The 22,562-nt window shown below is 34.0% G+C and carries 21 protein-coding genes; 5 read left to right on the top strand and 16 right to left on the bottom strand.

The features are described from left to right. The first annotated feature begins 260 nt into the window (after positions 1-260). On the top strand, positions 261-1,625 hold the full coding sequence (locus BN3326_RS01920; RefSeq protein ID WP_069997425.1) for a sodium-dependent transporter: 1,365 nt from the start codon (positions 261-263) through the stop codon (positions 1,623-1,625). 74 nt (positions 1,626-1,699) lie between these two features. On the opposite strand, the gene BN3326_RS01915 is transcribed toward BN3326_RS01920, so the two are convergent. The 7 genes from BN3326_RS01915 to BN3326_RS01890 form a co-directional block, all read right to left on the bottom strand. Next, positions 1,700-3,616 carry an ABC-F family ATP-binding cassette domain-containing protein gene (locus BN3326_RS01915; RefSeq protein WP_069997424.1) on the bottom strand — a complete coding sequence of 639 codons (1,917 nt, stop codon included), beginning with the start codon at positions 3,614-3,616 and terminating at the stop codon, positions 1,700-1,702. Between the two features lie 13 nt (positions 3,617-3,629). Further along, entirely contained in the window at positions 3,630-3,947 is a 318-nt protein-coding gene (locus BN3326_RS01910) for a hypothetical protein (RefSeq protein WP_069997423.1), read from the bottom strand. Between the two features lie 243 nt (positions 3,948-4,190). Next, positions 4,191-4,790: a DUF2238 domain-containing protein gene (locus tag BN3326_RS01905; RefSeq protein ID WP_069997422.1), complete on the bottom strand. Its 600-nt coding sequence runs from the start codon at positions 4,788-4,790 to the stop codon at positions 4,191-4,193. Positions 4,791-4,882: 92 nt separating this feature from the next. Continuing rightward, positions 4,883-5,047 (bottom strand): hypothetical protein, encoded by a 165-nt coding sequence (locus tag BN3326_RS21840; protein WP_171903741.1) that lies wholly within the window; start codon positions 5,045-5,047, stop codon positions 4,883-4,885. Positions 5,048-5,369: 322 nt separating this feature from the next. Next, positions 5,370-6,440 (bottom strand): acyltransferase family protein, encoded by a 1,071-nt coding sequence (locus BN3326_RS01900; RefSeq protein ID WP_069997421.1) that lies wholly within the window; start codon positions 6,438-6,440, stop codon positions 5,370-5,372. A gap of 13 nt (positions 6,441-6,453) precedes the next feature. Next, positions 6,454-7,281: an alpha/beta hydrolase gene (locus BN3326_RS01895; RefSeq protein ID WP_069997420.1), complete on the bottom strand. Its 828-nt coding sequence runs from the start codon at positions 7,279-7,281 to the stop codon at positions 6,454-6,456. A 152-nt stretch (positions 7,282-7,433) separates the two neighbouring features. After that, positions 7,434-9,023: an ABC-F family ATP-binding cassette domain-containing protein gene (locus BN3326_RS01890; protein ID WP_069997419.1), complete on the bottom strand. Its 1,590-nt coding sequence runs from the start codon at positions 9,021-9,023 to the stop codon at positions 7,434-7,436. A gap of 224 nt (positions 9,024-9,247) precedes the next feature. On the opposite strand from BN3326_RS01890, the gene BN3326_RS01885 reads away from it, so the two are divergent. The 3 genes from BN3326_RS01885 (at position 9,248) to BN3326_RS01875 (ending at position 12,101) form a co-directional block, all read left to right on the top strand. After that, positions 9,248-9,865, top strand: coding sequence for a DedA family protein (locus tag BN3326_RS01885; RefSeq protein WP_069997418.1), 618 nt, complete (start codon positions 9,248-9,250; stop codon positions 9,863-9,865). A 122-nt stretch (positions 9,866-9,987) separates the two neighbouring features. Beyond that, on the top strand, positions 9,988-10,857 hold the full coding sequence (locus tag BN3326_RS01880; protein ID WP_083258463.1) for a patatin-like phospholipase family protein: 870 nt from the start codon (positions 9,988-9,990) through the stop codon (positions 10,855-10,857). 146 nt (positions 10,858-11,003) lie between these two features. Then, positions 11,004-12,101 carry a DUF3810 domain-containing protein gene (locus BN3326_RS01875; protein ID WP_069997417.1) on the top strand — a complete coding sequence of 366 codons (1,098 nt, stop codon included), beginning with the start codon at positions 11,004-11,006 and terminating at the stop codon, positions 12,099-12,101. Positions 12,102-12,144: 43 nt separating this feature from the next. Here the strand turns inward: BN3326_RS01875 and ybaK are convergent, their stop codons facing one another. Genes ybaK through BN3326_RS01860 form a run of 3 tightly spaced genes read right to left on the bottom strand, consistent with a single transcriptional unit; the run spans position 12,145 to position 13,280 of the window. Beyond that, positions 12,145-12,621, bottom strand: coding sequence for a Cys-tRNA(Pro) deacylase (ybaK, locus tag BN3326_RS01870; RefSeq protein WP_069997416.1), 477 nt, complete (start codon positions 12,619-12,621; stop codon positions 12,145-12,147). Positions 12,622-12,656: 35 nt separating this feature from the next. Beyond that, positions 12,657-12,914, bottom strand: a complete 258-nt coding sequence (locus BN3326_RS01865; protein WP_069997415.1) for a YkgJ family cysteine cluster protein — start codon at positions 12,912-12,914, stop codon at positions 12,657-12,659. Positions 12,915-12,923: 9 nt separating this feature from the next. Beyond that, positions 12,924-13,280 (bottom strand): zinc ribbon domain-containing protein, encoded by a 357-nt coding sequence (locus BN3326_RS01860; RefSeq protein WP_069997414.1) that lies wholly within the window; start codon positions 13,278-13,280, stop codon positions 12,924-12,926. A gap of 177 nt (positions 13,281-13,457) precedes the next feature. Here BN3326_RS01860 and BN3326_RS01855 point away from each other — a divergent pair, with 177 nt between their 5' ends. Next, positions 13,458-14,738 carry a 4Fe-4S dicluster domain-containing protein gene (locus tag BN3326_RS01855; RefSeq protein ID WP_069997413.1) on the top strand — a complete coding sequence of 427 codons (1,281 nt, stop codon included), beginning with the start codon at positions 13,458-13,460 and terminating at the stop codon, positions 14,736-14,738. A 49-nt stretch (positions 14,739-14,787) separates the two neighbouring features. On the opposite strand, the gene BN3326_RS01850 is transcribed toward BN3326_RS01855, so the two are convergent. The 6 genes from BN3326_RS01850 to BN3326_RS01825 form a co-directional block, all read right to left on the bottom strand. After that, positions 14,788-15,747 carry an ABC transporter substrate-binding protein gene (locus BN3326_RS01850; RefSeq protein ID WP_242875955.1) on the bottom strand — a complete coding sequence of 320 codons (960 nt, stop codon included), beginning with the start codon at positions 15,745-15,747 and terminating at the stop codon, positions 14,788-14,790. Positions 15,748-15,863: 116 nt separating this feature from the next. Beyond that, on the bottom strand, positions 15,864-16,667 hold the full coding sequence (locus tag BN3326_RS01845; protein ID WP_069997411.1) for an ABC transporter permease: 804 nt from the start codon (positions 16,665-16,667) through the stop codon (positions 15,864-15,866). Further along, positions 16,660-17,406, bottom strand: a complete 747-nt coding sequence (locus tag BN3326_RS01840) for an ABC transporter ATP-binding protein (RefSeq protein ID WP_069997410.1) — start codon at positions 17,404-17,406, stop codon at positions 16,660-16,662. The genes BN3326_RS01845 and BN3326_RS01840 overlap by 8 nt, the downstream gene beginning before the upstream one ends. A gap of 193 nt (positions 17,407-17,599) precedes the next feature. Next, the gene (locus BN3326_RS01835; protein WP_069997409.1) at positions 17,600-18,334 is read right to left on the bottom strand and encodes a sulfite exporter TauE/SafE family protein; all 735 of its coding nucleotides are present in this window, start codon (positions 18,332-18,334) and stop codon (positions 17,600-17,602) included. Positions 18,335-18,377: 43 nt separating this feature from the next. Further along, positions 18,378-19,394 (bottom strand): LacI family DNA-binding transcriptional regulator, encoded by a 1,017-nt coding sequence (locus BN3326_RS01830; RefSeq protein ID WP_069997408.1) that lies wholly within the window; start codon positions 19,392-19,394, stop codon positions 18,378-18,380. Between the two features lie 69 nt (positions 19,395-19,463). Then, a complete protein-coding gene (locus tag BN3326_RS01825; protein WP_069997407.1) occupies positions 19,464-22,484 on the bottom strand; it encodes a beta-galactosidase, LacZ type in 3,021 nt (1,006 codons plus the stop codon). Positions 22,485-22,562 lie beyond the last annotated feature (78 nt).

Below are 22,562 nucleotides of genomic sequence, written 5' to 3'. Positions count from 1 at the left end.
TCCTCCTTATTATCTCTAAATATACCCTTATTATTATACACATTCTAATCCTAAAAATATAGTAATATTTAAAAGTTTTGTAAGATAATTTTCTAAATTTAATACCAATATTTTGAAATATTGGTATTAAATTGTATTAATGCTTAAATATACATATAATAAACAAGTCCATCCGCTATGATTAGTATTGCTTAGACTTAAAATCTTTATCCTTATTATATTGTAAATTAAATACATCATTTAAAGAAAGAAGGTTTCAAATGAAAAATCGTGATACATTTTCTTCTAAAATAGGCATTGTTGCCGCTTCAGCGGGTTCCGCTATCGGACTTGGGAACATATGGAAATTCCCATATATGGCCGGTAAAAACGGTGGAAGTGCTTTCATTATTATTTATTTAATTGCCATTATATTAATGGGATATCCTCTTGTCTATACCGAATTCGCTATGGGGCGCAGAGCTAAAACAAATGCCGTGGACACATTCGGTATTATAGGTAATAAAAAGACTTGGAACATCGTTGGGTTTATAGCTGTTCTTACAGTTTTTCTTATTTCTACATTTTATATGATGATCACAGGCTGGGTCATCTACTATTTTTACCACTCCCTTACTGGGACGCTTTATAATTTATCTTCTGCAACAGACAGTGTAATGCACTTTAAAGCAATATTTTCACACATGAGCTCTTCTATGAGCATTCCTCTTATCTTTTCTATGATTGCTATTTATATGACTGCACTCATTAATTCTATGGGCATTAAAGAGGGGGTAGAAAAGTACTCTAAAATTATGATGCCTGTACTTTTTGTACTGTTTATTTTTCTGATAGGTTATTCTGCAACGCTGCCTGGATTTAGTAAGTCTATGCACTTTTTATTTAGGCCCGATTTTCGTCTTGTTACGCCACAAGTTATTATTGGTGCAATCGGGCAGGCCTTTTTTTCATTAAGTTTAGGCATGGGAGCACTTATTACCTATGGAAGCTATATTGCTAAAACAGAAAACATACGTCAAATAGCACGCCAAGTAACACTTGCAGATACTATTATTGCTTTATTTTCAGGACTTCTTATTTTTCCTGCGGTATTTACTTATAATCTAGAGCCAACTGCAGGCCCCTCACTAATTTTTATATCTTTACCTCAAGTCTTTCTTAAAATGCCTGGTGGCAGATGGTTTAGCCTTCTGTTTTTTCTGTTAGTAATTGTAGCAGCCATTACGTCTATGGTATCTATGCTTGAAATACTTATTACTTATGTCATTGAAAAAAGAAATTGGAGCAGAAAAACATCTACGTGGATGGTTGTTATAGCCACGACACTTGGAGGCGCTGTCAATATTGCAGGCGAAGGCCCTCTATCTTATATAACTGTGGGAGGCAGGACTATTTTTAGTTGGCTTGATTATCTAACCAATAATATAACCATTCCCCTTGTTGCTGTTTTAACTGCAATTATAGCTGGTTGGGTATGGCAAACTACGCGTCTTAACAAAGAGCTCGAAATAGGCGCAGCTTCCTCTACTAAGCTTGATCATTACTTTAATCTTCTACTTAAGTGGGTGATTCCACCAGTTATTGTTATTTTAATGATTGCTTTATTACTTGGCGCAGAATCTTAAAAAAGGTGAAGACAAGTGCTAAGAGCGCTTGTCTTCACCTTTTAAAACTTTATTTTAAATTTTAGAGGCTTTTATTATTGATCATTTATTCTCTGGGCTAATTCATTTAGATATTCCCATCGATTTAATTTATAAGCAATCTGATCCTCCACCTCTTGCTTTTGGCTAGTAAGATCCTGAAGCTTACTAAAATTGGTTACATTTTCAAGTATCTCATCTTCTATTTTTTTAAGCATAGCTTCAAGCCTCTCTATCTCCTCATCAATCTTTTCATATTCTAACTTTTCATTATAAGTAAACTTTAGTTTAGGCGGAATCATCTGAGGCTTAGTAGTCCTGTTTTCATTTTGAAAAGTTTTAGCTTCTTTAAGACAATCTTGTTTAAATTTATTTTCTTCTTGTCTTTTAAGATGATAATCTGAATAATTGCCTGGATAAGAAGTTATTTTACCATTGCCTTCACATACAAAAATCTTCTCTGCAACACGATCTAAAAAATACCTATCATGAGATACGGAAATAACTGGTCCATTAAACTCATCAATATATGCTTCTAGCACCTGCAGCGTATAAATATCTAGATCATTAGTCGGCTCATCCAATAAAAGGACATTAATATCTTGCATAATAACACCTAATAAATAAAGTCTCCTACGCTCTCCCCCTGATAATTTATTAATTGTTGTATATTGCATAGAGGAAGGAAAAAGAAATCTCTCCAACATTTTACTAGCAGAAAGCGTACTGCCATCAGCAAGTTTAATATACTCTGCTTTGTCTTTAATATAATCAATAACTTTAATTGAGAGGTCCATCTCTTTATTTTCCTGGGTGTAGTATCCAATCTTTACAGTTTCGCCCACTTCCAACACCCCTTTATCGCAGGCTATCTTGCCAGTAATAAGGTTGAGCAAAGTAGATTTACCCGCTCCATTATCTCCAATAATACCAATGCGGTCTTCCTTTAACACAGTATACGTAAAATCTTCAATGATAAGATGATCTTTAAAAGATTTCGTGATTTCATCCAAATGAATAATCTTTTTACCAAGTCTGCTAGTACCAAGAGCAATATCCAAATTCTGTCTGCTATTACCTTCTAGACTTTTTTCAAGTTCATAAAATCTATCCTGTCTCGCTTTTTGCTTGGTTCTTCTAGCTTCAACCCCCTTTCTCATCCACTCTAATTCTTTCTTATAAGAAGATAAATCCTTCTCTTTCATTCTCTCTTCTATTTCTTCTCTTTGTGCCTTTAGCGCAACAAAGGTCTCGTAGTTTCCCTCATATTTATAAAGCGTGCCTTGATCAAGTTCTATAATTCTATTGGCAATTCTGTCTAAAAAATACCTATCATGGGTAACCATAACAACTGCACACTTCTTAGCCTTTATAAGTTCTTCTAAGTAATCAATCGTATTATTATCTAAATGATTGGTTGGTTCATCTAATATCAGTAAATTGCATGGTCTTATAAGTGCACCTGCTAATGCAATTTTTTTCCTTTGTCCTCCTGATAACTCAATTACATTTTGATTAACTTCTGTAATACCAAGTTTCATCAAGATGGCCTTTGCTTCACTTTCTAGCTGCCACGCCTCCACTGCATCCATTTGTGCGCTAAGCTTTATAAGTTTCTGCTGCAACTCATGATTATTGGGATATAGTTCAACTTCTCCTACCGTACTTTCATAGTCTCTTAAAACTTTCATAAAGGGCGACTCCCCTTTAAAAATTTGTTCAATCACTGTTGACTTTTCATCAAAAATAGGATTTTGAGGCAAATACTCTATCACTAATTCATTAGAAGTTATAACCTCTCCATGGTCCGCACTTTCTTTTCCTGCTAATATTTTTAACAAACTACTTTTACCCGTTCCATTAATACCAATGATACCAATTTTTTCTGAGTCATCAATACTTATTGAAAGATCTTCAAAAAGCACTTTTTCTCCATACACTTTTTTTATGTGGTTCGCAGACAATAAAATCATACACAATTCCTTTCTAGTTAAATTTTAGATCGATATAACTGTCTTGCTTATACAGAACTATCTCTTTAAGCGGCTTATGAACTTCAAAGTTTGCAAAACTTGAAAACAAATCAATATCTCTTAGAATATGACAGGTTATAGCACTGTTTGTCGGAGACATTCTAATAAGTACAGCTCTAACTTGTGGAAACTGAATTCTTGAGTAGCTGCTATCTTGTATTTCTAAATGAATTGGAATGCCTAATGTCTGTATAAATAAATCTATATCTTCACCTCTTTGAATAGTTCTTACTTCTAAGTTAGTTACTAGGTCTATATTAAAAATTTCCATTTTCTATCTCCTCATATTATAGATTTCACATCTTTAAATGTTAGTTATTCACAATAATATGTGATGTGAAATCATTCTGAGAAACAACACTATACTAATGAATAACGGGGGCTTATATGTTGTTTCTCTATAGGTATAACAAATTAACTCATTATAAACTTTATTATTACTATACCAATATTTCTTACACTTTAAAAGCATAATATAAAAAGGATGAGTTATTTACTCATCCTTTTTATCAACTCAATTAATTTCAATTAAACGCTCAAGTACTGTTTTTTTCTTTTTATGTGAGGCTAAATACATATAAATTACAAATAGTATAGCTCCAAGAGTTCCAAAAACCATGTCTTCCATTGTGTCTTGCAAGCTACCAAGCTGCGTATTGCTGCCGAAAATGGTGTCGGCTAGAAATTCCATTATCTCCCAAAAAACCGCACCTGAAACAGATACTAAAAATGAAAAAAGGATAATTACTCTGAATCTGATATTTTTTTCTACGACGCCTTCTTTATCTATCCAGAGGAGTATAAGTAGCCCTACATAACCAAGTAATATACCTGACGAAAAGTGCAGCATAATATCCCACCATATAAGTGAGTCATAAAGCCTTAAATAAGTACCTAGCCATTGTGTTCCAAATATAAACACGGTATAGACTACTCTTCCCGTCATTGTTATTTTAACATTAGAAATCTTTGTAAAAATTTCTGGTATAAAAGTAAGTAATAAACTTCCAATTAATAGTCCGACCAAAAGAAACTGCAGATTGAACACTAAATAAATTGTATTTACAATAAAAATAAATCGTATACTATAAATAATTCCTTTACTCCAAAGCATTTTATTTCTCCAGTCTTGTTTACTCCAAATTATCTTTGTAGATTAAGCAATCATTAAATTATATTACGCTTTATAAGTTTTTATACATCTAACTAAATCTTCTCATCTAATAATAGCCTACTATTTATACATTCTTCCCCTGTTTTCATATTAATATGTATTAGCTCCACCTCTGAATCTGGGTTAAAAGCTACCCAGTATGCTGGTACTAAATGAACGAATCCACACAATTCACACTTATAAAAATAGTTTTCCATAGGTTAACTCCCTCTATCTTCTGATCAATTAACTATTGTTTCATAAATAATTATAGCATATATACAAAATAAATATAGGATTCAGATGGTATAAAATATAGAAACGAGGTAATACTATAAATACATCTTAGATTTAATTTTAAGATGGTATGGCACCCAAAACATCATATAATACATCCATCATTTTTAAGAAACATCTTACACTCTCAGCTTATTTGTTTAATTACTTAACAGCTGAAAACACCCTTACCCAAGCGCAAACAACTCCTCTGCTATTTTAGAGGAGTTGTTTGTACTTAAAATTAATTTTTATTTTACATGCTTAAAAACCTAATATTTTACGTCTAATAAATATAATTTTCGGTCTTACATAAGTATATTGCTTTTTACAAGGTTCCCAAATCTTATGATGATAGACTACCTTGTTAATATTATTAAATAATCCGTTATAAAGTTTATCTGTCATTTTACGTGAAAGCAAATAAATGATTATAATAGGACTTAAAATCATCATAAAATAGCCCAGAGTATTAAAGCTTAACAATTTAAGAACATGAATAATAGCATATACCGCAATTATAAGATAGGGGTGGAATAAATAAATATTCATAGTTTGTTGTCCTATATTGGTAAAAAAGACTTTTTTCCTAGGCAGCAAATTTAAGACACAGATACTTAACAGCGAAGCCCCTATATAAAGCACAGCTCTAAACAGCATACCTTCATTAATTGTAAGCCCACTATAAATATAGGATTGAGAATGGTATAAAAAATTATAGTCTAATAAATTGTTATTACTAAGATAAAATGCTGCAATAACGGCTACAGCAATCCCAGCAACTGATAACCTTTTACTGATCTTAGAAACCTTGTTAAGCCTAGCCTCATTTGTATAATAACCTATTAAAAAGAAAGGCAAAAATGTAACCGTTCTCGATAAAGATAATATGACCCCTCCTCTTGGCATTACGCCAATAAGCAGTCCACATATAATACTTATAGGCAAAATATACTTTATACGAATAAGATATTTCAGCATCACTCTCCAAAAGAACAAACTAATTAAATACCAAAGTGTCCATCCTGGATAAATAATAAGTAGCATAATATCTCCCGTTGCAATATAGGCTAGTGCATACCAGATAATATTAAAAACGATATAGGGAATTAGAAGATTTTTAATTGCACCTTTTCTGCACTTATCAATGTTTTTTGAAAGATATCCCGAAATGAAAACAAAAAGAGGCATATGAAATAAATAGATAAAAAGATATACTCCCATAAAAAAAGAATTACCCTGTATATAGTATTCAATAACGTGTCCAAACACAACAAAAAAGATAAGTAATCCTTTTAGATTGTCAATTAAATAATTTCTTTGTATTTGCTCCATTATAAGTCTCCCCTTATTGTTTGATGAAGTCTAGTAGTATATGTGTCTCTTTTCTGCCTTTACCTACGATTAGTCCCATCATATCAGAATGATTATATCCTTTTAACATCTGAACTTTTGCAGTTCCTCCATGTCTATTTACTGCTTCAGAAAAACTTATTGCATTTTGAATATCAATAAGCTTGTCTTTACTGCCATGCATGCACATCACAGGCGTTCTAACTTCTTTTCGAATGAGCCCCTTAGGATTTACTACATCCTTATTATATTTTTTACCTACATAATTTTTAATTAAATGCTTAGCATAAGAAGATTTACACTTTGCAAAATCCAGCACGCCCGCAAGTGAAATAAAACATTTAAATACCTGGTCACTTATGCCATATTTATGATGCATCTTAGCATCAAAGACTAAATGTGCCCCAAGTTCTCCTCCTGCCGAAAAACCAATTACCACTACTTGATGATTATAATCTTTATCCATAAAAGTTTTCATTACATGCGAAAATGCACATATCACATCTTCAGCTTGCTTTGGATAAGTATACCTTGGAACCAGCCTATATGCTGGAAGCACTACTGTATACCCTTGCTTATAAAAAAATTTCCCTACTGCTCTTACAAGTTTTGGGCTGCCATGCCACCATCCACCGCCGTGGACAAAAAATATAAGCGGAAGCTTAGAGTTATTCCCCTGATAAAGCCTGTAGTATTGCCTTTTATTTTTACCATATTTTATATCTTTGTGATGGATCACTTTTTCTTGTATTAAGTCATGAGAAAACAGTTTTAATATTAAACCCATTCTGGATAAATGTTCTTCTACTTTGAAATTATGCATTTTGAATGTTATTCTCCCATTATTTTTATAAACTTCGTTTTACAAGTTTCCTACTTATCATAACATACTTAATGTATCCTTTCATCTTTTAAATATAAAAAACTCTTACCAAAGTATGCAACATTTGCTTTTTGATAAGAGTTTATACAATATTATTTTGTTTTAATTTCCAGATATTCATCATAAGTCATCATTTTATCAATAAGTCCCGTATCTGTAAGTTCTATAATTCTATTGGCTACGGTTTGAATAAATTGATGGTCATGGGATGTAAAAAGTATATTGCCTTTAAAATCTATAAGTCCATTATTTAAGGCTGTAATAGATTCTAAGTCTAAGTGATTGGTTGGCTGATCGAGTAAAATAACATTTGCACCATTAAGCATCATGCGCGAAAGCATACACCTTACTTTTTCTCCTCCAGATAAAACCTTAGCTGGTTTTAGTGCATCTTCCCCTGAGAAAAGCATTCTGCCTAAAAAGCCACGCAGATAGCTTTCTGATTGCTCCTCTGAAAATTGTCTGAGCCAGTTAATAAGATCTAACTCACACTCGTTAAAATACTGTGAATTGTCTTTTGGAAAATAAGATTGAGAAGTCGTAACGCCCCATTTAAAGCTTCCTGAATCTGGTTCCATCTCACCTATTAAAATCTTAAACAAGGTTGTTTGAGCCAGCTCATTCTCTCCAATAAAAACAATCTTATCTTCTTTATTAACACGAAAACTAACATTATTAAGTACTTTTACCCCATCGATGGTTTTACTTAATTCTTCAACTGATAGAATTTCATTACCTACTTCTCTGTCTTGTTTAAACTGAACAAACGGATACCTTCTTGTAGAAGCCGGCATTTCATCTAATGAAATTTTATCAAGTAGCTTTTTACGTGAGGTAGCCTGTTTTGATTTAGATTTATTCGCTGAGAATCTTGTAATAAAGCTTTGTAGGTCTTTCATTTGATCTTCTTTTTTCTTATTCTGCGCTTTCATAAGCTGCTGCATCAATTGGCTTGCTTCATACCAAAAATCATAATTACCTACGTACATTCTAATTTTTGAGAAGTCAATATCCACGATATGCGTACATACAGTATTAAGGAAGTGTCTATCATGCGATACAACAATAACTGTACCAGGAAAGTCAAATAAAAAATCTTCTAACCAGTTTACAGATTGAATATCTAAATGGTTAGTAGGCTCATCTAATAGCAATATGTCTGGCCGACCAAACAAAGCCTGAGCAAGAAGCACTTTTACTTTATCCCCGCCTTTTAAATCTTTCATCAAGGAATAATGCAGATCTGTAGTAATACCAAGCCCTTGTAAAATCTGAGAAGCTTCTGATTCGGCTTCCCAACCATTCATTTCTGCGAATTCCCCTTCAAGTTCAGACGCCTTTACCCCATCTTCATCTGTGAAATCTTCTTTAGCATAGAGGGCATCTTTTTCCTTCATTATTTCATAAAGTCTTGCATTTCCCATTATAACAGTCTGCAACACTTCATATTCATCATATTGATAGTGGTCTTGCTTAAGAACTGACATTCTCATTTTCTTAGGAATTGATACTTCGCCAGTGGTGCTTTCTAGCTCTCCGGATAGTATTCTTAAAAAGGTAGACTTCCCCGCTCCATTTGCACCTATTACACCATAACAATTCTCAGGCGTAAATTTAAGATTAACATCATTAAATAGCTTCGTTCCACCAAATTGCAAACTTAAATTTGTAACTGTAATCATTTTTTAATCATCCTTTTATCTCATTGTTTATCAAGGGATAGTATAACATGTAACCTCTATTTATGCTAGAGTTATATTTTACACTTAAAATCCGCACAGTTTAAATCACAGCGCACGCTTCACACTATTTCAATTATTTATTTGTACTACTCTAAACTTTTTACTCATACTCATAGTATTAAATGAAGTAGGACAATTCTTATATAGAAAGAAGGAATACTTAAATGTTATCCGCTACAAATCTCATTAAATGTCTTATGTCACTCATTAATCAATTAGGTTATTTAGGCATTTTTGCAATTATAGGTCTTGAATACGCCTGCTTCCCTATTCCTAGTGAAATCGTATTACCTTTTATAGGGCTAAAGATTAATCAAACAAATCTTCAATTTTTATTTGTATTTTTAATAAGTATTCTTGCAGGCCTTATGGGTTCTTGGATTTGCTATCTTATAGGTAAACTTGGCGGTACGCCTCTATTAAACTGGCTGTCTAATCACTCTAAAAACGCCGCAAAAGCATTCTATATTTTTAATCGCTGGTTTAATCGCTATGGCGATTGGGCCGTACTTTTAACCCGAGTGATTCCCCTTACACGGACTTATATCTCAATATTTGCAGGCATTAATCATATGCCCTTCGGGCAATTTATTCTTTATTCCTCTGTGGGTATAGCCCTATGGAATTTAATACTCCTAAGTCTTGGTTTTTATATTGGTAATAATCTTAGCCTTATAAATGCTCTCATGCGGACCTATACGCATCTTATTATATACGCTTCTATACTTATTTTTTTAGGACTTCTTACAAAAAAATATCTGCTTACTAAGAAAAAATCATAATACATACCATAAGATTCTTCTCATCAAAATCCAAACCACACTTGAGTTTATTCACATTAAATATTATAATAATTTAGAAATTAATATAATTATGACTATCTTAAACCAAAGAAGGTGTATACGTGCTAGATAAAAAAATAGGTCTTATTGTAGAAGGCGGAGGGATGAGAGGGGCATATACCAGTGGTGTATTAGAAGCTTTTAGCAACAATCACATCCACTTCCCCTATATTGTAGCTGTATCGGCTGGTGCAAATACTTCTTGCAGCTATATTTCTAATCAACCTAAGCGCAATAATAGAATTTATACAGAATGGGTGACTGATAAACGCTTCATTAACTTTTTAAATCTTTTTAAAGAAGGCAGCTACTTTGGAATGAATTTTTTATTTGATGAACTGCCTAATAAGCTGGACCGATTTGATTTTGAGACCTTTAAACAAGCGGACGTTACCTTTAAAGTGGGGGCAACGCATTGTGAAACTGGGGAGTGCGTTTACTTCGAACCTAAAAAAGTTTCTCACGAATTAGAAACGAATCAAATCCTCCGAGCATCAAGCAGTTTGCCCCTTATTGCTAAAGCTGTAAAAATTAAAGATGCATTTTATCTGGATGGTGGTATAACAGACCCTATTCCTATTCAGAAGTCTATTGATGACGGTAATCAGTATCACGTTGTTATACTGACCCGCAATGCAGATTATCAGAAAACATACTCTAAAATCCTCCATCAGCTTTCATGTATTTATCTTAAAAAATATCCCCGTGTTATCGAAAAGATTAAGATAAGGCACCAAAAATATAATGATGCACTCAAGCAAATTGAACAATTAGAAAAAGAGGGACTCATTTATGTCTTGAGGCCACAGGCGCCACTAAAAGTTGATCGCTTTGAGAAGGATTCTATTAAACTTAAAGCGCTCTATAATGATGGGTATCAAGAAACCTTAGAACGCTTAGAGTCGCTTCAAAATTGGTTAAATACTATTTAGAAGTATCTATTTCATTCCATTTAAGTTTACATAATTTATATATTTATTTTTTTATGTTATGTGTTACATATATGTTAAATCTAGTGTATAATGTTATTAAAGTATTTTTTTTACTCACTTTATGAACCCATATGAGGAGGTTTAGCATGAGAAAAATTAAACTTAAATTATTGTGTCTACTACTCGTTCCCTTCGCTCTATTCCTCCACTATTTGTTTTCAATCTATCCACACGCAAGTGAATCATTTTACTCTTTGACACTTAACAAAGCATTTATCCAAAGTTTAAGTAAGATCACAGGTCTCTTCCCTTTTTCTTTATCTGAACTTCTCATTTACGGGATTGTACCACTCTGTGTCTCTTATATTATTTATATATTATGGCGCCTTTATAAAGACACAAAATCATGGCATAAGATACTTCTGCATTTCATCTTAAATACTTTAGCAGCTTTATCTATTCTTTATTTTTTGTTTATGAGTATGTGGGGCTTTAATTATTTAAGACCTCATTTTGGAGAGACTATAGGTATCGATATCACTAAGCATAGTACCTTTGAACTTGCGGAACTTTATACGTATCTTATTGAAGAAACAAATCATTTAAGCGAACAAACCTCAAGAGATAAAGACGGCTATATGGTAATCACTAATGGTTATAGGAGCGTATTTGAAAGAGCCCATTTAGGTTATAACGAAGCAGCTAAGCTATTTCCTAGTCTAGCAGGCAACTATGGCCGTCCAAAGCCTATCTTAACTTCTGAGGTAATGAATTATACTGGTATAGCTGGTATTTACTTTCCTTTTACAGCTGAAGCAAATGTTAATATTTCTGTACTTGATCTATCTATCCCTGCTACAACTATGCATGAGATGGCCCATCAAAGAGGCTATGCCAATGAAGATGAAGCTAACTTCATTGCCTTTGTAACCTGCAAACTGCATCCTGATATAGATTTTAAATATTCTGGTTATTTATTAGCCTTAACCCACACTGCCCAAGCGCTGGCACAGGATAACCCAAGTCTGCTGCAAGAACTTAATCGAAACTTATCCAAGCATGTTATTGAGGATATCGGACGTAATCATGCATTTTGGAAACAGTATGAAGGCAAGGTCGAAAATATATCCAGTAAAATGAATGATGCTTACCTTAAAGTAAACGGCATATCTGACGGTACAAAAAGTTACGGCAGAATGGTTGATTTATTATTAGGCTATTATACGGTTTATGTTAAAGAGTAAAAATAAACGAGATGACTTGTCATCTCGTTTATTTTTATCTGCTTTATTTAATTATGCTTTGAAATTCTGCTTGAACGAGATCTTTTAAGCTAATCGGAGAAAGTGTTATTTGAACACCTACTTTACCTCCGCTTAAAGTTATAGAATCATAATTTTGTGCTGTATCATGAATGTAAGTTTTATATAATTTTTTCATCCCAATAGGTGAGCATCCGCCTCTTACGTACCCTGTAGTTTTTTGAAGCTCTTTAAGTGGCAGCATCTCTATACTTTTTTCTCTGGTGAGCGCACTTCCTTTTTTTAAATCAAGCTCTTCCCCTACCGGAATAACAAATATATAATTTATTTTAGAATGTCCACTTGCAACAAGCGTCTTAAAAACTTGCTCTGGATCTTTATTTATTTTTTTTGCGACGGCTAATCCATCTAGATGTCCATCTGTGGTATCATAGGTATTTACTTCATAAGTAATTTGAGCTTTATCTAATATTCTCATTGCATTGGTTTTAATCACTGGCATATCTATTTATCCTCTTTATCATTATACTTTATATTCTAACTAGGGTCCGTTTCCTTTTGTAATTTTGTTAAATATGCTAAAGCGTCTTTTTGAGTTAAACCACACATCTCTCGGCTTGGCTGTAGATTAGCACATACAGCAGGCCTCATCTCACTATTAAACACCCTACACCGGTTATGCTCGTCTAACTGAACACATCTTTCCCCTGCTTTTTTACCATTTAGCATGCCAGGTATCGGCGAGCTAATAGACGGGGCAATACAACATGCCGCACAGTATGCTCTACATTTCATTATCATATCCTACTTTCTTTTTTGCCCACAATAAGGGCAAAAATCATAATCTTGATCGAGCTGTTTGTGACATCCCAGACACATTAAGGTTGTTTGATGCGCTTCAATTACTTGACACGCATTAATAGATTTCTTTTCATACTTAACTAAAATAGCATCCTCTTCACTTATTTGATAAGTCGCGCCACACCCAGGGTCTACAATATAATATTTTTCATGCCAATGCCATACTGGGATAAAGAAAATTCTAAAACAACGATAAGTTTTAATGAGGATCAGCTCCCTATTATGCCGGCACTTTATACAAACATCATATAAGCGTTTCAATTCTTTAGTTAACTGCGTAATATCAATAAAAATAAACATAGCATCTCCCTTTTAGCCTGTTCTTTTACTTTTGAATAATAAAAGTATTATACCAAATCTAAAGAAGATTTAAAAACCTTTTCACAATAAAATAAAAGTTATCTGGCCGTTCATTTGAATTTACAAAAACGCAAAATAATGTTACATTTTTTATATTGAATGAATTGGAGGCAAAAGATGAGTCACATAGTTGGTAAAGAAGTCTATAAAAGCTTACAGCAAAGATTAAATAAATTTCCTCAAGGAGCACCTCCTTCAAATACCTTATATCAAATATTAGAACTCCTCTTTACTGAGGAAGAAGCCAAAATGGCCTCCAAGCTTCCTATTAGACCTTTTACTTTGAAGAAAGCGGCTAAAACATGGAATCTAAGTGAATATAATACCTTAAAGATTTTGGAAAAATTATGTGCTAAAGGTGTTTTATTGGATATGAATAATCACGGTAAAACAACTTATTTTCTGCCCCCTCCTATGGTAGGTTTTTTTGAGTTTTCTATGATGCGTATGCGAGAGGATGTTAACCAAAAACTTCTTAGCGAGCTTTATCATCAATATATTAACGTCGAAGAAGATTTTATAAAAGACTTGTTTTTTTCTACTGAGACTAAATTTGGAAGGACTTTTATTCAAGAACCTGTCCTAAGTGCTGATAATGAAATTTATATATTAGACTTCGAAAGAGCCAGCCATGTGATTCAGACAGCTTCTAGTATAGGTATAAGCACTTGCTATTGCAGACATAAAATGCATCATTTAGATCAGGCATGTAATGCGCCTCTAGATATCTGTATGACCTTTGGGGCTACCGCTAGTTCTCTTACTAAATATGGATATGCAAGAACAGTGGATGTTTCTGAGGGCCTTGAACTTCTTCACATAGCCTACGAGAATAACCTTGTACAATGTGGAGAAAATGTAAGAGAAGGGGTTAGTTTTTTATGCAATTGCTGTGGCTGTTGCTGTGAAGCAATGACTACCGCTAAACGTTTTGGGATGTTAAATCCTATTGAAACAACTTCCTTTTTCCCTAATATTAACGCCCATACCTGTATAAATTGTGGCAAATGTGAGCGCATATGTCCTGTAGCTTGTATTGAAAAAACAAAGGATCCTACTATACAACCCACAAGACGCGAACCTCATCCTGATCTTTGTCTTGGCTGTGGGGTTTGTGCACGTAATTGTCCAAACGGAAGTATTACCTTGTTACGAAGAACTAAAAAAATATTAACACCTGCAAATACTACGCACCGTACAGTGCTTATGGCTATTGAAAAAGGTACCCTTGTAGATTTAATATGTGATAATAAAGCTTTTATGAGTCACCGCGCTATGGCTGCCGTGCTCTCAAGTATTTTAAGCTTGCCGCCTATTAAACAAATGCTTGCAAGTAAACAGCTTAAATCTATTTATCTTGATCGGTTACTCGCTTCAAAAGCGCGTTCTGTTAACTAATAGCAATAATAAGGCCGATCTTAGTCATCAAGATCAGCCTTATTATAGGTTATTTCATAGCTTTCTTTGCAAAATCTGTATTTACGATTTGGCTGTATTCAGCTCTTTTATCTAACTCCCCGGCAAGTTCCATTACGTCCATTAAGCGGTTTAAACTCTCTTCTTTTAAGACTGGGTCACTACACCAAGCATCAATAGCTTTATATCTTTCAATAACTGTAACTAAATCCTCATGACTTAGTTCTTTAAATTGTGGTGCAATAATAGGTGCGATTTCTTCAGCAGAATGATTCATTACAAATTGTTGCCCCTTATAGATAGCATTTGTGAATTTCTGAATAATATCTGGATGTTTTTTCATATAACTCTCAAGTGCACAATAAGCTGTGTACGGAATTTCTCCTGATTCCTTTCCGATTGAAGCTACTATATAACCTAACCCCGCTTTTTCAAGTGAAGTAGCTACAGGTTCAAAAAGTGTTACATAATCTCCTTCGCCCCCTGTAAAAGCGCCTCCCATTGCAGCAAATTGGATATCTGTCCTTACATTGACATCACTATTTGCTTCACCAATTGTAAGTCCATTATTTTTAAGTACATATTCAAGCGTCATTTCCGGAACTCCGCCTTTTCTGCCGCCAATAACTTCTTTTCCTTTTAAGTTTTCAAATTTAAACTCTGGTTCATTTACTCGGGATACAAGAAAACTTCCGTCCCTTTTAGTAACTTGTGCAAAATTAATGGCATAGTCCTTACTGCCTTGATTATATACATAAATGGAGGCTTCTGGTCCCATAAAACCTATTTGTACTTCTCCTGATAATAAAGCTGCCATTGTTTTGTCTGCACCTTGTGCCCCTACAAGCTCTACCTTTAAACCCTCTTCTTCAAAGAAACCTTTTTCAAGGGCTACGTATTGTGGTGCATAAAATATAGAATGTGTTACCTCTGCAACTTTAATATCTGTTACGCCGCCCTTACTGCATCCTATGTTAAATATACTAAGCATTAACGTTGTAATTATGGCTAATGTTACTCTTAAACCTTTCATAGCTTCACCTCAAATTAATTTTGGTAATCATTTACATTTCCTTGATATAGGATACTCACTTTACAACTAATTGGTTACTCTTTTTGTGAGATATATTTTTCTATAACATTAACTATTGCATACATTAAAAAAGCACATCCAGCAAGTACCGCTACCCCCATCATTACAAGATCTAATCTAAAGACTTGACCACCATAAACAATCAAGTAGCCTATACCGTATCTGGAAACTAAAAATTCTCCTACGATAACACCTACCCAAGATAAACCTATATTAATCTTGATAATATTAATGATATTAGGAATATTAGAAGGTAAAATAAGCTTTGTTAAAATTTGTAGTTTACTTGCTCCAAAACTTTTTAGCATCTTAACTTTTTCCTCATCTGCATGCACAAAATAATTATAGGCAGACAAAATAGTTGTAACGATAGAAATAGTAACAGCTGTTACAACAATCCCTTGTATACCCGCACCTGCCCAAACAATAAGAATAGGGGCTAAAGCCGTTTTAGGAAGTGCATTAAGAACAACTAAAATCGGATCAAGTATTTTAGCCAAAGTATCTGACCACCATAATATAATCGCGATGATAATTCCAAAAAATGTTCCGAATGTAAAACCTAGCACTGTTTCCCATACAGATATACCAATGTGTTTAAATAAACTGCCATCTGAAATATAAGTGATAAATAGTTTGTAAATTTGCGAAGGACTGCTAACTAAAAAAGTATTTACTACCCCATATCGTGCAAGCATTTCCCATATGCTTATAAAGCCCACAATTAAAAAAAACTGCCAAAATAAAATGACATACTTTTTTCTCTTCTTCTCTTTCAGAAATTGCTCATAGCCTTCACTTTTTTCTAAATTACTCATAGATATCCAGCTCCTTCCATAAAGTATCAAAGTAATCTTTAAATTCAGGGGCTTTTCTTGCTATAAGAGGGGTCTTTTCTCCTTCTATAGTTAGATTTATGTCATAAGTTTTCTTAATTTTCGCAGGTCTTCTTGACAGTACAGCGATCTCATCAGCCATAGAGATAGCTTCCGAAATATCATGGGTTACAAGTATCGCCTCCTTATGCTCCTGTTTAATAATTTTATATATGTCATTACTGACAAGTAGCCTAGTCTGGTAATCTAAGGCAGAAAAAGGCTCATCTAAGAGGAGCAAATCCGGATCAGTCGCAAGGGTTCTGATGAGTGCTACTCTTTGTCTCATTCCCCCTGATAATTCTTTAGGATAACGCTTTCTAAATTCCCATAAATCATAAGTTTTTAGAAGCTTTTCAATCTTATCAATAGCTTTTTCATCCAATTTCTTTTGGATTTCCAGTCCTATCGTAATATTGTCTATAATATTACGCCATTCAAGCAAGTGATCCCTTTGAAACATATAGCCTATCTTGCCGTTAATTTTAACCTCTCCGCTTGTAGGCGCTATAAGGGATGTCAATATATTTAGTATTGTTGACTTACCACTTCCTGATGGTCCTATAATCGCTAAAATTTTTCCAGAGTGTAATATTAGATTAAAATCTTCTAACACATGTATTTCTGAACTTTCTGTATAAAAACTTTTATAAATATGTTGCATCTCTACAATGTTCGTCATATACTCACCTCCACTTTTTGCCTTTTTTCTTGTGTCTTTGGCAATTATCCCTTGCTATATAGTATTACAAGAAAGAATAGAGGGTGCTTGTTTAATTTTATTTAATCCTTTTATATCTTATCGATCTGCTTAGGTAAATCTTCGTTACACTAAAAAAACATCTGCCTAAACAGATGTTTTTTTACCTTTCACTTTAGTTAATTAAAATATTTTTTAGAAATAAAACGATGCCGCTTATTATTAACAACACAATAATAGCTTTTCGCATTGTTACTTCACTTACATATTTATCAACCTTTATCCCCATCATCATACCTAAAATAACAGCTGGTGAAAGTATAAGTACAAGGGATAGTATTTGTTTGTTTAGCAGCCCTGTATACCCATATAGTATAAATCTAAATATATTTTCTACTAAAAAAACACAGCAAATATTTGCACGAAATTGATTTTTATTAGGCGTTATCCTACCGATATAAGCAACCAAAAGTGCGCCTATTCCATAAAGACCCGCTAGGACCCCTGAACTTAAACCTATCATTATAAGAAGGGCGGGATTGCTCTTTTTTACTTCACTCTTTTTTGTATTTCTTATTAACATTTCAATCCCTATCCCAGCTACTACAACTCCAAAAATAGATTTTAACAGCCCTTCGCCTCCCATCTTAAGTATAAATGTACCAGGGATAATGCCAATTAATAACATAAGTGCTAAAGGAATAACCACCTTTAAAGAAATATTTTTACGTTCTCTCCACGCGATATAAATATTAGTTGGCATCCCTAATACAAGATCTATAGGTGTTATAAGTGCATTAGGCATAATAAATGCAAATAAGGATCCCATCACAAGTGTATTACCAAACCCAGTGATAGCTTTTACAAAATAAGCTGCTAAAACAGAAATAAAAAGAAAAATATGCATCATATACGCCCCCATTCTAATCGTACAGCAATGTGTAAACTTAAGACTACGTAGACTGTCTTATAATAAGCTTCATATCAATAGTATTTAACCTGTGATAAGTTTGTTGCTGAAGCGCCAGCAATATAGTCTTTATAATCTTTTCTCCAAAATGGTTATAGGGTGTTGCTACCGTAGATAATGCCGGATAACTGGCTGCGCCTAAGGCTATCCCGTCACAACCTGCAATCCCAATATCTAATGGGACTTTTATCCCTCTTTCATGTGCAAACTTTAAAGCCCCAAGTGCTATAAGGTCATTGATACCACACACTGCGTCCGGCTTCTTATCACATGCCCATAGCTTCTCCATAAGCGCTATACCACTTTCTATATTAAAACCGCCATCAATCATCCATTCTTTTTCCGTTAGCAAGCCATTTTGTTCTACATATTCTAAAAAATACCTTCTTCTATCTGTGGAAGGAATAACATTCTTATTCCCTCCTATTAATGCAATCTTTCGATAACCTCTTTGAGCTAGATGAGAAGTTAGAAGTTCCATCCCTACGCGTTCATTATTAACAACTTTAATACAATCTAGCTGATCAGTATGAGTTGTGATCACTATAGGTATTCTGCTTGCCAGTACCTGCAGTTCCTTAATGTAGTCTTTACTACAATCTTTATAATCTAAAGCGCCTCCTATTATAACTATTGCTTCTGCCTGTTTATTGACAAGAGTATGCAGCATTTTTAACTCCGCTTGATTATCATCATCTGTATTACATAAAAACACCATATAATCTTCTTGCATAGCTCTTATCTGAATTTCATAAAACAAACTCGAAAAATAAGGATTTTTAATATCCGGAACGATTACCCCAATAACTTTTGACCTTTGTTCCTTAAGTCCTTTTGCCATCGCATTAGGTACAAACTGATATTTTTCTATAGCCAGCCTTACACGCTCAGCTTTATCTCCCGAAACAAATGCATTGCCGCTAATCACTCTTGATACCGTGGCAGGCGAAACCCCCGCCTCTTTTGCAATATCATAAATGGTTATACTTTTTTTATCCATTTTCAGTGCCTACCCCTCCCATCACTTTAATCTATTCCACAACTCTAAAAACACCTAAATTCAGAGGATTTATATGCCTTTAAGAGTAAATTCAAAATGCAACGGCTGATCTGACGGTATTAAATATTCTTGATGTGTTAAAGCCCCCCAACTATTATCTCCTCCGACTCCAGTATGTCTAAGTGAAGTTCTTATAACAGTATGATAAATTGGCGGTAGTTCATAATGATGATAAGCATTCTCTAGCTCATGTGGCGTATATGGCAACACACTAAGTTCCATTTCATCTGATTTTAGTAACAGCCCCTCCCCTTGTTCATTCGTGACTTTTGCCCAACGCACCCCAGTTCTATTGCCGCACTCTTGAGGGATAACATACTCTGTAACATTATCAGCCGCCTGCCCCTTAAATAGTCCTAGCCTCGCTCCATGTCTTCTATCAGAATAATTTTCATCAGGTCCATAGCCATACCAAGTTACTTTCTGATAATCTTTCGGCACTTTAAAGAGCATCCCAAAGTCAAGCATCTCACTTAATCCCGAAACACCTTGATAGTCTAGTGCTATATTGATCATACCATCACCATAGACTGTATAAATAACATCACATTCTGTTTCTGGTTTTGTTGGCAGGCTATAGGTATAACTTATGATTGCCTTATAATCATCATAAGTTATATTAACATCTTTCATTTTTGCATATAAACTGGCTATTTTCCATTGACCGCATCTGTAACTCATCTGATTACCCCTGTCATTATCTGTAGGTGCGTGCCAGAAATTTGGCATCGGAATCGTATGAATACGTTCTTTTCCTGCATACTTATAAGAAATCAACCCCCCATAATTTTTAGAAAATATTGCGTGAAAGGCATTCCCTTTTACTCCACAGTTTATATCGCAATTTTCTACTTTAAGTTTTTCATTGATTACTTCCAGAGCCCCTTGTACTTGATATACATATTGCCCAAAGGCTACTTCATGACCAGCTTTTGCCCATTTTTCATCTAACCTTAACCTGAAACTTACGTTCACTGCATATTCTCCTGTTAACTTTTGTGCTTCAATTGGTAAATGAATATAGCTTGATTCTCCAGGATTAATCGTGACTTTTAAGGAGCCTTCTTGTATTTTAATACCATCTTTAAGCAGCACGTAATAGAGTTCATACCCTTCTGTAGTAATAAAAAGATTCTTATTAAAAATCATTACGCCCTTTTGATCTGGTACAATATCAATATTGCTATAATTAAACTTAACTTCCTGCATCTTTGGAGATACACGTCTATCTGCATAGATCAGCCCATTAACACAAAAGTTATAATCTGTAGGCATATCATCAAAGTCGCCACCGAAAGCTAAATAGTTATACCCATAAGCATCTTTTGTCATTAAAGCTTGATCGATATAGTCCCATATAAATCCTCCTTGATAAAGCGGGTATTTGTCAGCTAAATCAGTATACTTATGCATTCCTCCATTAGAATTTCCCATAGCATGTGTATATTCACAACATACAAACGGCTTTTGGGGGTTGCTGTTTAAGTAGTCTTCTATAGCCTCTATAGCAGGATACATACGGCTTTCCATATCGCTCGTCTGATCAAACCTTCTATCCCAGAACACCCCTTCATAATGAACAAGCCTTGTTGGATCACTGGTTCTAAATAGTTCTGCTAGCTTATAAAGGTTTTCCCCGCCATAAGACTCATTGCCACAAGACCATATCAAAATACAAGGGTGATTTTTATCTCTTTGGAGCATAGAACGCCCTCTATCAAGTACACATTCCAACCATTCAAGCTTCGATCCAGGCACCACAAAATCCGGTTTTGCCGCACCCATTTTCTGCCATGTGCCATGGGACTCTATATTAGCTTCATCTATAACATAAAGACCATAGGTATCACATAAGTCATAAAAAATACTTTGATTAGGATAATGAGAAGTTCTTACAGCATTGATGTTATATTGCTTCATATTTTTAATATCCCATAACATTTCATCATAGGTAAGGGCTCTTCCGTTATAACAACTAAATTCATGCCTGTTAACACCTTTAAATACGATACGCTTACCATTAAGATGCATAACTTTGTCAATCATCTCAAATCTTCTAACTCCTACTGACTGCTTAATGACCTCTAAAGTTTCTAAAGTAGAGGGGTCTGTTACCTCGATAAATAAAGTATAAAGATGAGGACTCTCAGCACTCCATAAATTTACATTTTCTAGTTTTTTCTCGATCTCACAGTTACTTGTACCACGTATAGCCCGCTCATCTTCAAATATAATTTGCTGATTTTTATCTATAAACCTAAGTTTTAAATCATAGTTCGTTTCACCTTCAGTACGCAGTTTTATATTTAAAATCGCATTTTTATACGCATCATCTAAGTCTGTTGTGACTGTTAAATCTGCTATATGCACTTTAGGTATAGTGTATAAATATACTTCTCTAAAAATACCAGAAAACCTCCAAAAATCTTGATCTTCAAGCCAGCTTCCACTGCACCATTTAAATACCATTACAGCAAGTTTATTCTCCCCCTCTACGATAAATGGGGTAAGATCAAACTCACTTGGTGTAAAGCTATCTTCGCTATAGCCGACAAATTTACCATTAAGCCATATATAAAAGGCAGATTCAACCCCTTGAAAAGATATATAAATTGGATTATCTTGCCATTCCTTTTGTAATGAAAAGTGCTTAACATAACAACCAACTGGATTATATAAAGCTGGAATTTGGGGTGGGATAAGTTTTTCATGTCCATCCCAAGGATACATTGTATTGACATAGTGAGGCGCATCATAACCCTGTAGTTGTATATGCCCAGGCACTTTAATGTCATCCCAGCCCAGTGTATCATAATTTACTTCATAAAATGTCTGAACTGTACTTTCTAAATTTTTTGCATAATGAAACTTCCATAATCCATCTAAACTTTGTTTAAAGAAAGAATGTCCTAGCTGTGCCTCCTCAAAATTTTTAAAATGGTAATGATCAGAATGAGCTTCTTTACGATTCACCTCATAAACTGTTGAATCTTCAAGCCATTTAAAGTCATGTGTATTCATTGTATGCATACTATACCCTCCATTAATGATTTCAATTAATTGTGTTACTCATACATAAGAAATCGATTTCAAAACATATAAAACCAA

The organism is Cellulosilyticum sp. I15G10I2 (assembly GCF_900095725.1).
In the GTDB taxonomy this organism is placed as follows: domain Bacteria; phylum Bacillota; class Clostridia; order Lachnospirales; family Cellulosilyticaceae; genus FMMP01.
Note: the sequence above shows the minus strand (reverse complement) of the source record. Positions and strands in the feature narration are given on the sequence as shown.

Bases quoted from the DNA above. Each gene is read 5' to 3' on its own strand.
- BN3326_RS01920 (WP_069997425.1), top strand. From the start codon at position 261: ATGAAAAATCGTGATACATTTTCTTCTAAAATAGGCATTGTTGCCGCT.
- BN3326_RS01915 (WP_069997424.1), bottom strand. From the start codon at position 3,616: ATGATTTTATTGTCTGCGAACCACATAAAAAAAGTGTATGGAGAAAAA.
- BN3326_RS01910 (WP_069997423.1), bottom strand. From the start codon at position 3,947: ATGGAAATTTTTAATATAGACCTAGTAACTAACTTAGAAGTAAGAACT.
- BN3326_RS01905 (WP_069997422.1), bottom strand. From the start codon at position 4,790: ATGCTTTGGAGTAAAGGAATTATTTATAGTATACGATTTATTTTTATT.
- BN3326_RS21840 (WP_171903741.1), bottom strand. From the start codon at position 5,047: ATGGAAAACTATTTTTATAAGTGTGAATTGTGTGGATTCGTTCATTTA.
- BN3326_RS01900 (WP_069997421.1), bottom strand. From the start codon at position 6,440: ATGGAGCAAATACAAAGAAATTATTTAATTGACAATCTAAAAGGATTA.
- BN3326_RS01895 (WP_069997420.1), bottom strand. From the start codon at position 7,281: ATGCATAATTTCAAAGTAGAAGAACATTTATCCAGAATGGGTTTAATA.
- BN3326_RS01890 (WP_069997419.1), bottom strand. From the start codon at position 9,023: ATGATTACAGTTACAAATTTAAGTTTGCAATTTGGTGGAACGAAGCTA.
- BN3326_RS01885 (WP_069997418.1), top strand. From the start codon at position 9,248: ATGTTATCCGCTACAAATCTCATTAAATGTCTTATGTCACTCATTAAT.
- BN3326_RS01875 (WP_069997417.1), top strand. From the start codon at position 11,004: ATGAGAAAAATTAAACTTAAATTATTGTGTCTACTACTCGTTCCCTTC.
- ybaK (WP_069997416.1), bottom strand. From the start codon at position 12,621: ATGCCAGTGATTAAAACCAATGCAATGAGAATATTAGATAAAGCTCAA.
- BN3326_RS01865 (WP_069997415.1), bottom strand. From the start codon at position 12,914: ATGAAATGTAGAGCATACTGTGCGGCATGTTGTATTGCCCCGTCTATT.
- BN3326_RS01860 (WP_069997414.1), bottom strand. From the start codon at position 13,280: ATGTTTATTTTTATTGATATTACGCAGTTAACTAAAGAATTGAAACGC.
- BN3326_RS01855 (WP_069997413.1), top strand. From the start codon at position 13,458: ATGAGTCACATAGTTGGTAAAGAAGTCTATAAAAGCTTACAGCAAAGA.
- BN3326_RS01850 (WP_242875955.1), bottom strand. From the start codon at position 15,747: ATGCTTAGTATATTTAACATAGGATGCAGTAAGGGCGGCGTAACAGAT.
- BN3326_RS01845 (WP_069997411.1), bottom strand. From the start codon at position 16,667: ATGAGTAATTTAGAAAAAAGTGAAGGCTATGAGCAATTTCTGAAAGAG.
- BN3326_RS01840 (WP_069997410.1), bottom strand. From the start codon at position 17,406: ATGACGAACATTGTAGAGATGCAACATATTTATAAAAGTTTTTATACA.
- BN3326_RS01835 (WP_069997409.1), bottom strand. From the start codon at position 18,334: ATGATGCATATTTTTCTTTTTATTTCTGTTTTAGCAGCTTATTTTGTA.
- BN3326_RS01830 (WP_069997408.1), bottom strand. From the start codon at position 19,394: ATGGATAAAAAAAGTATAACCATTTATGATATTGCAAAAGAGGCGGGG.
- BN3326_RS01825 (WP_069997407.1), bottom strand. From the start codon at position 22,484: ATGCATACAATGAATACACATGACTTTAAATGGCTTGAAGATTCAACA.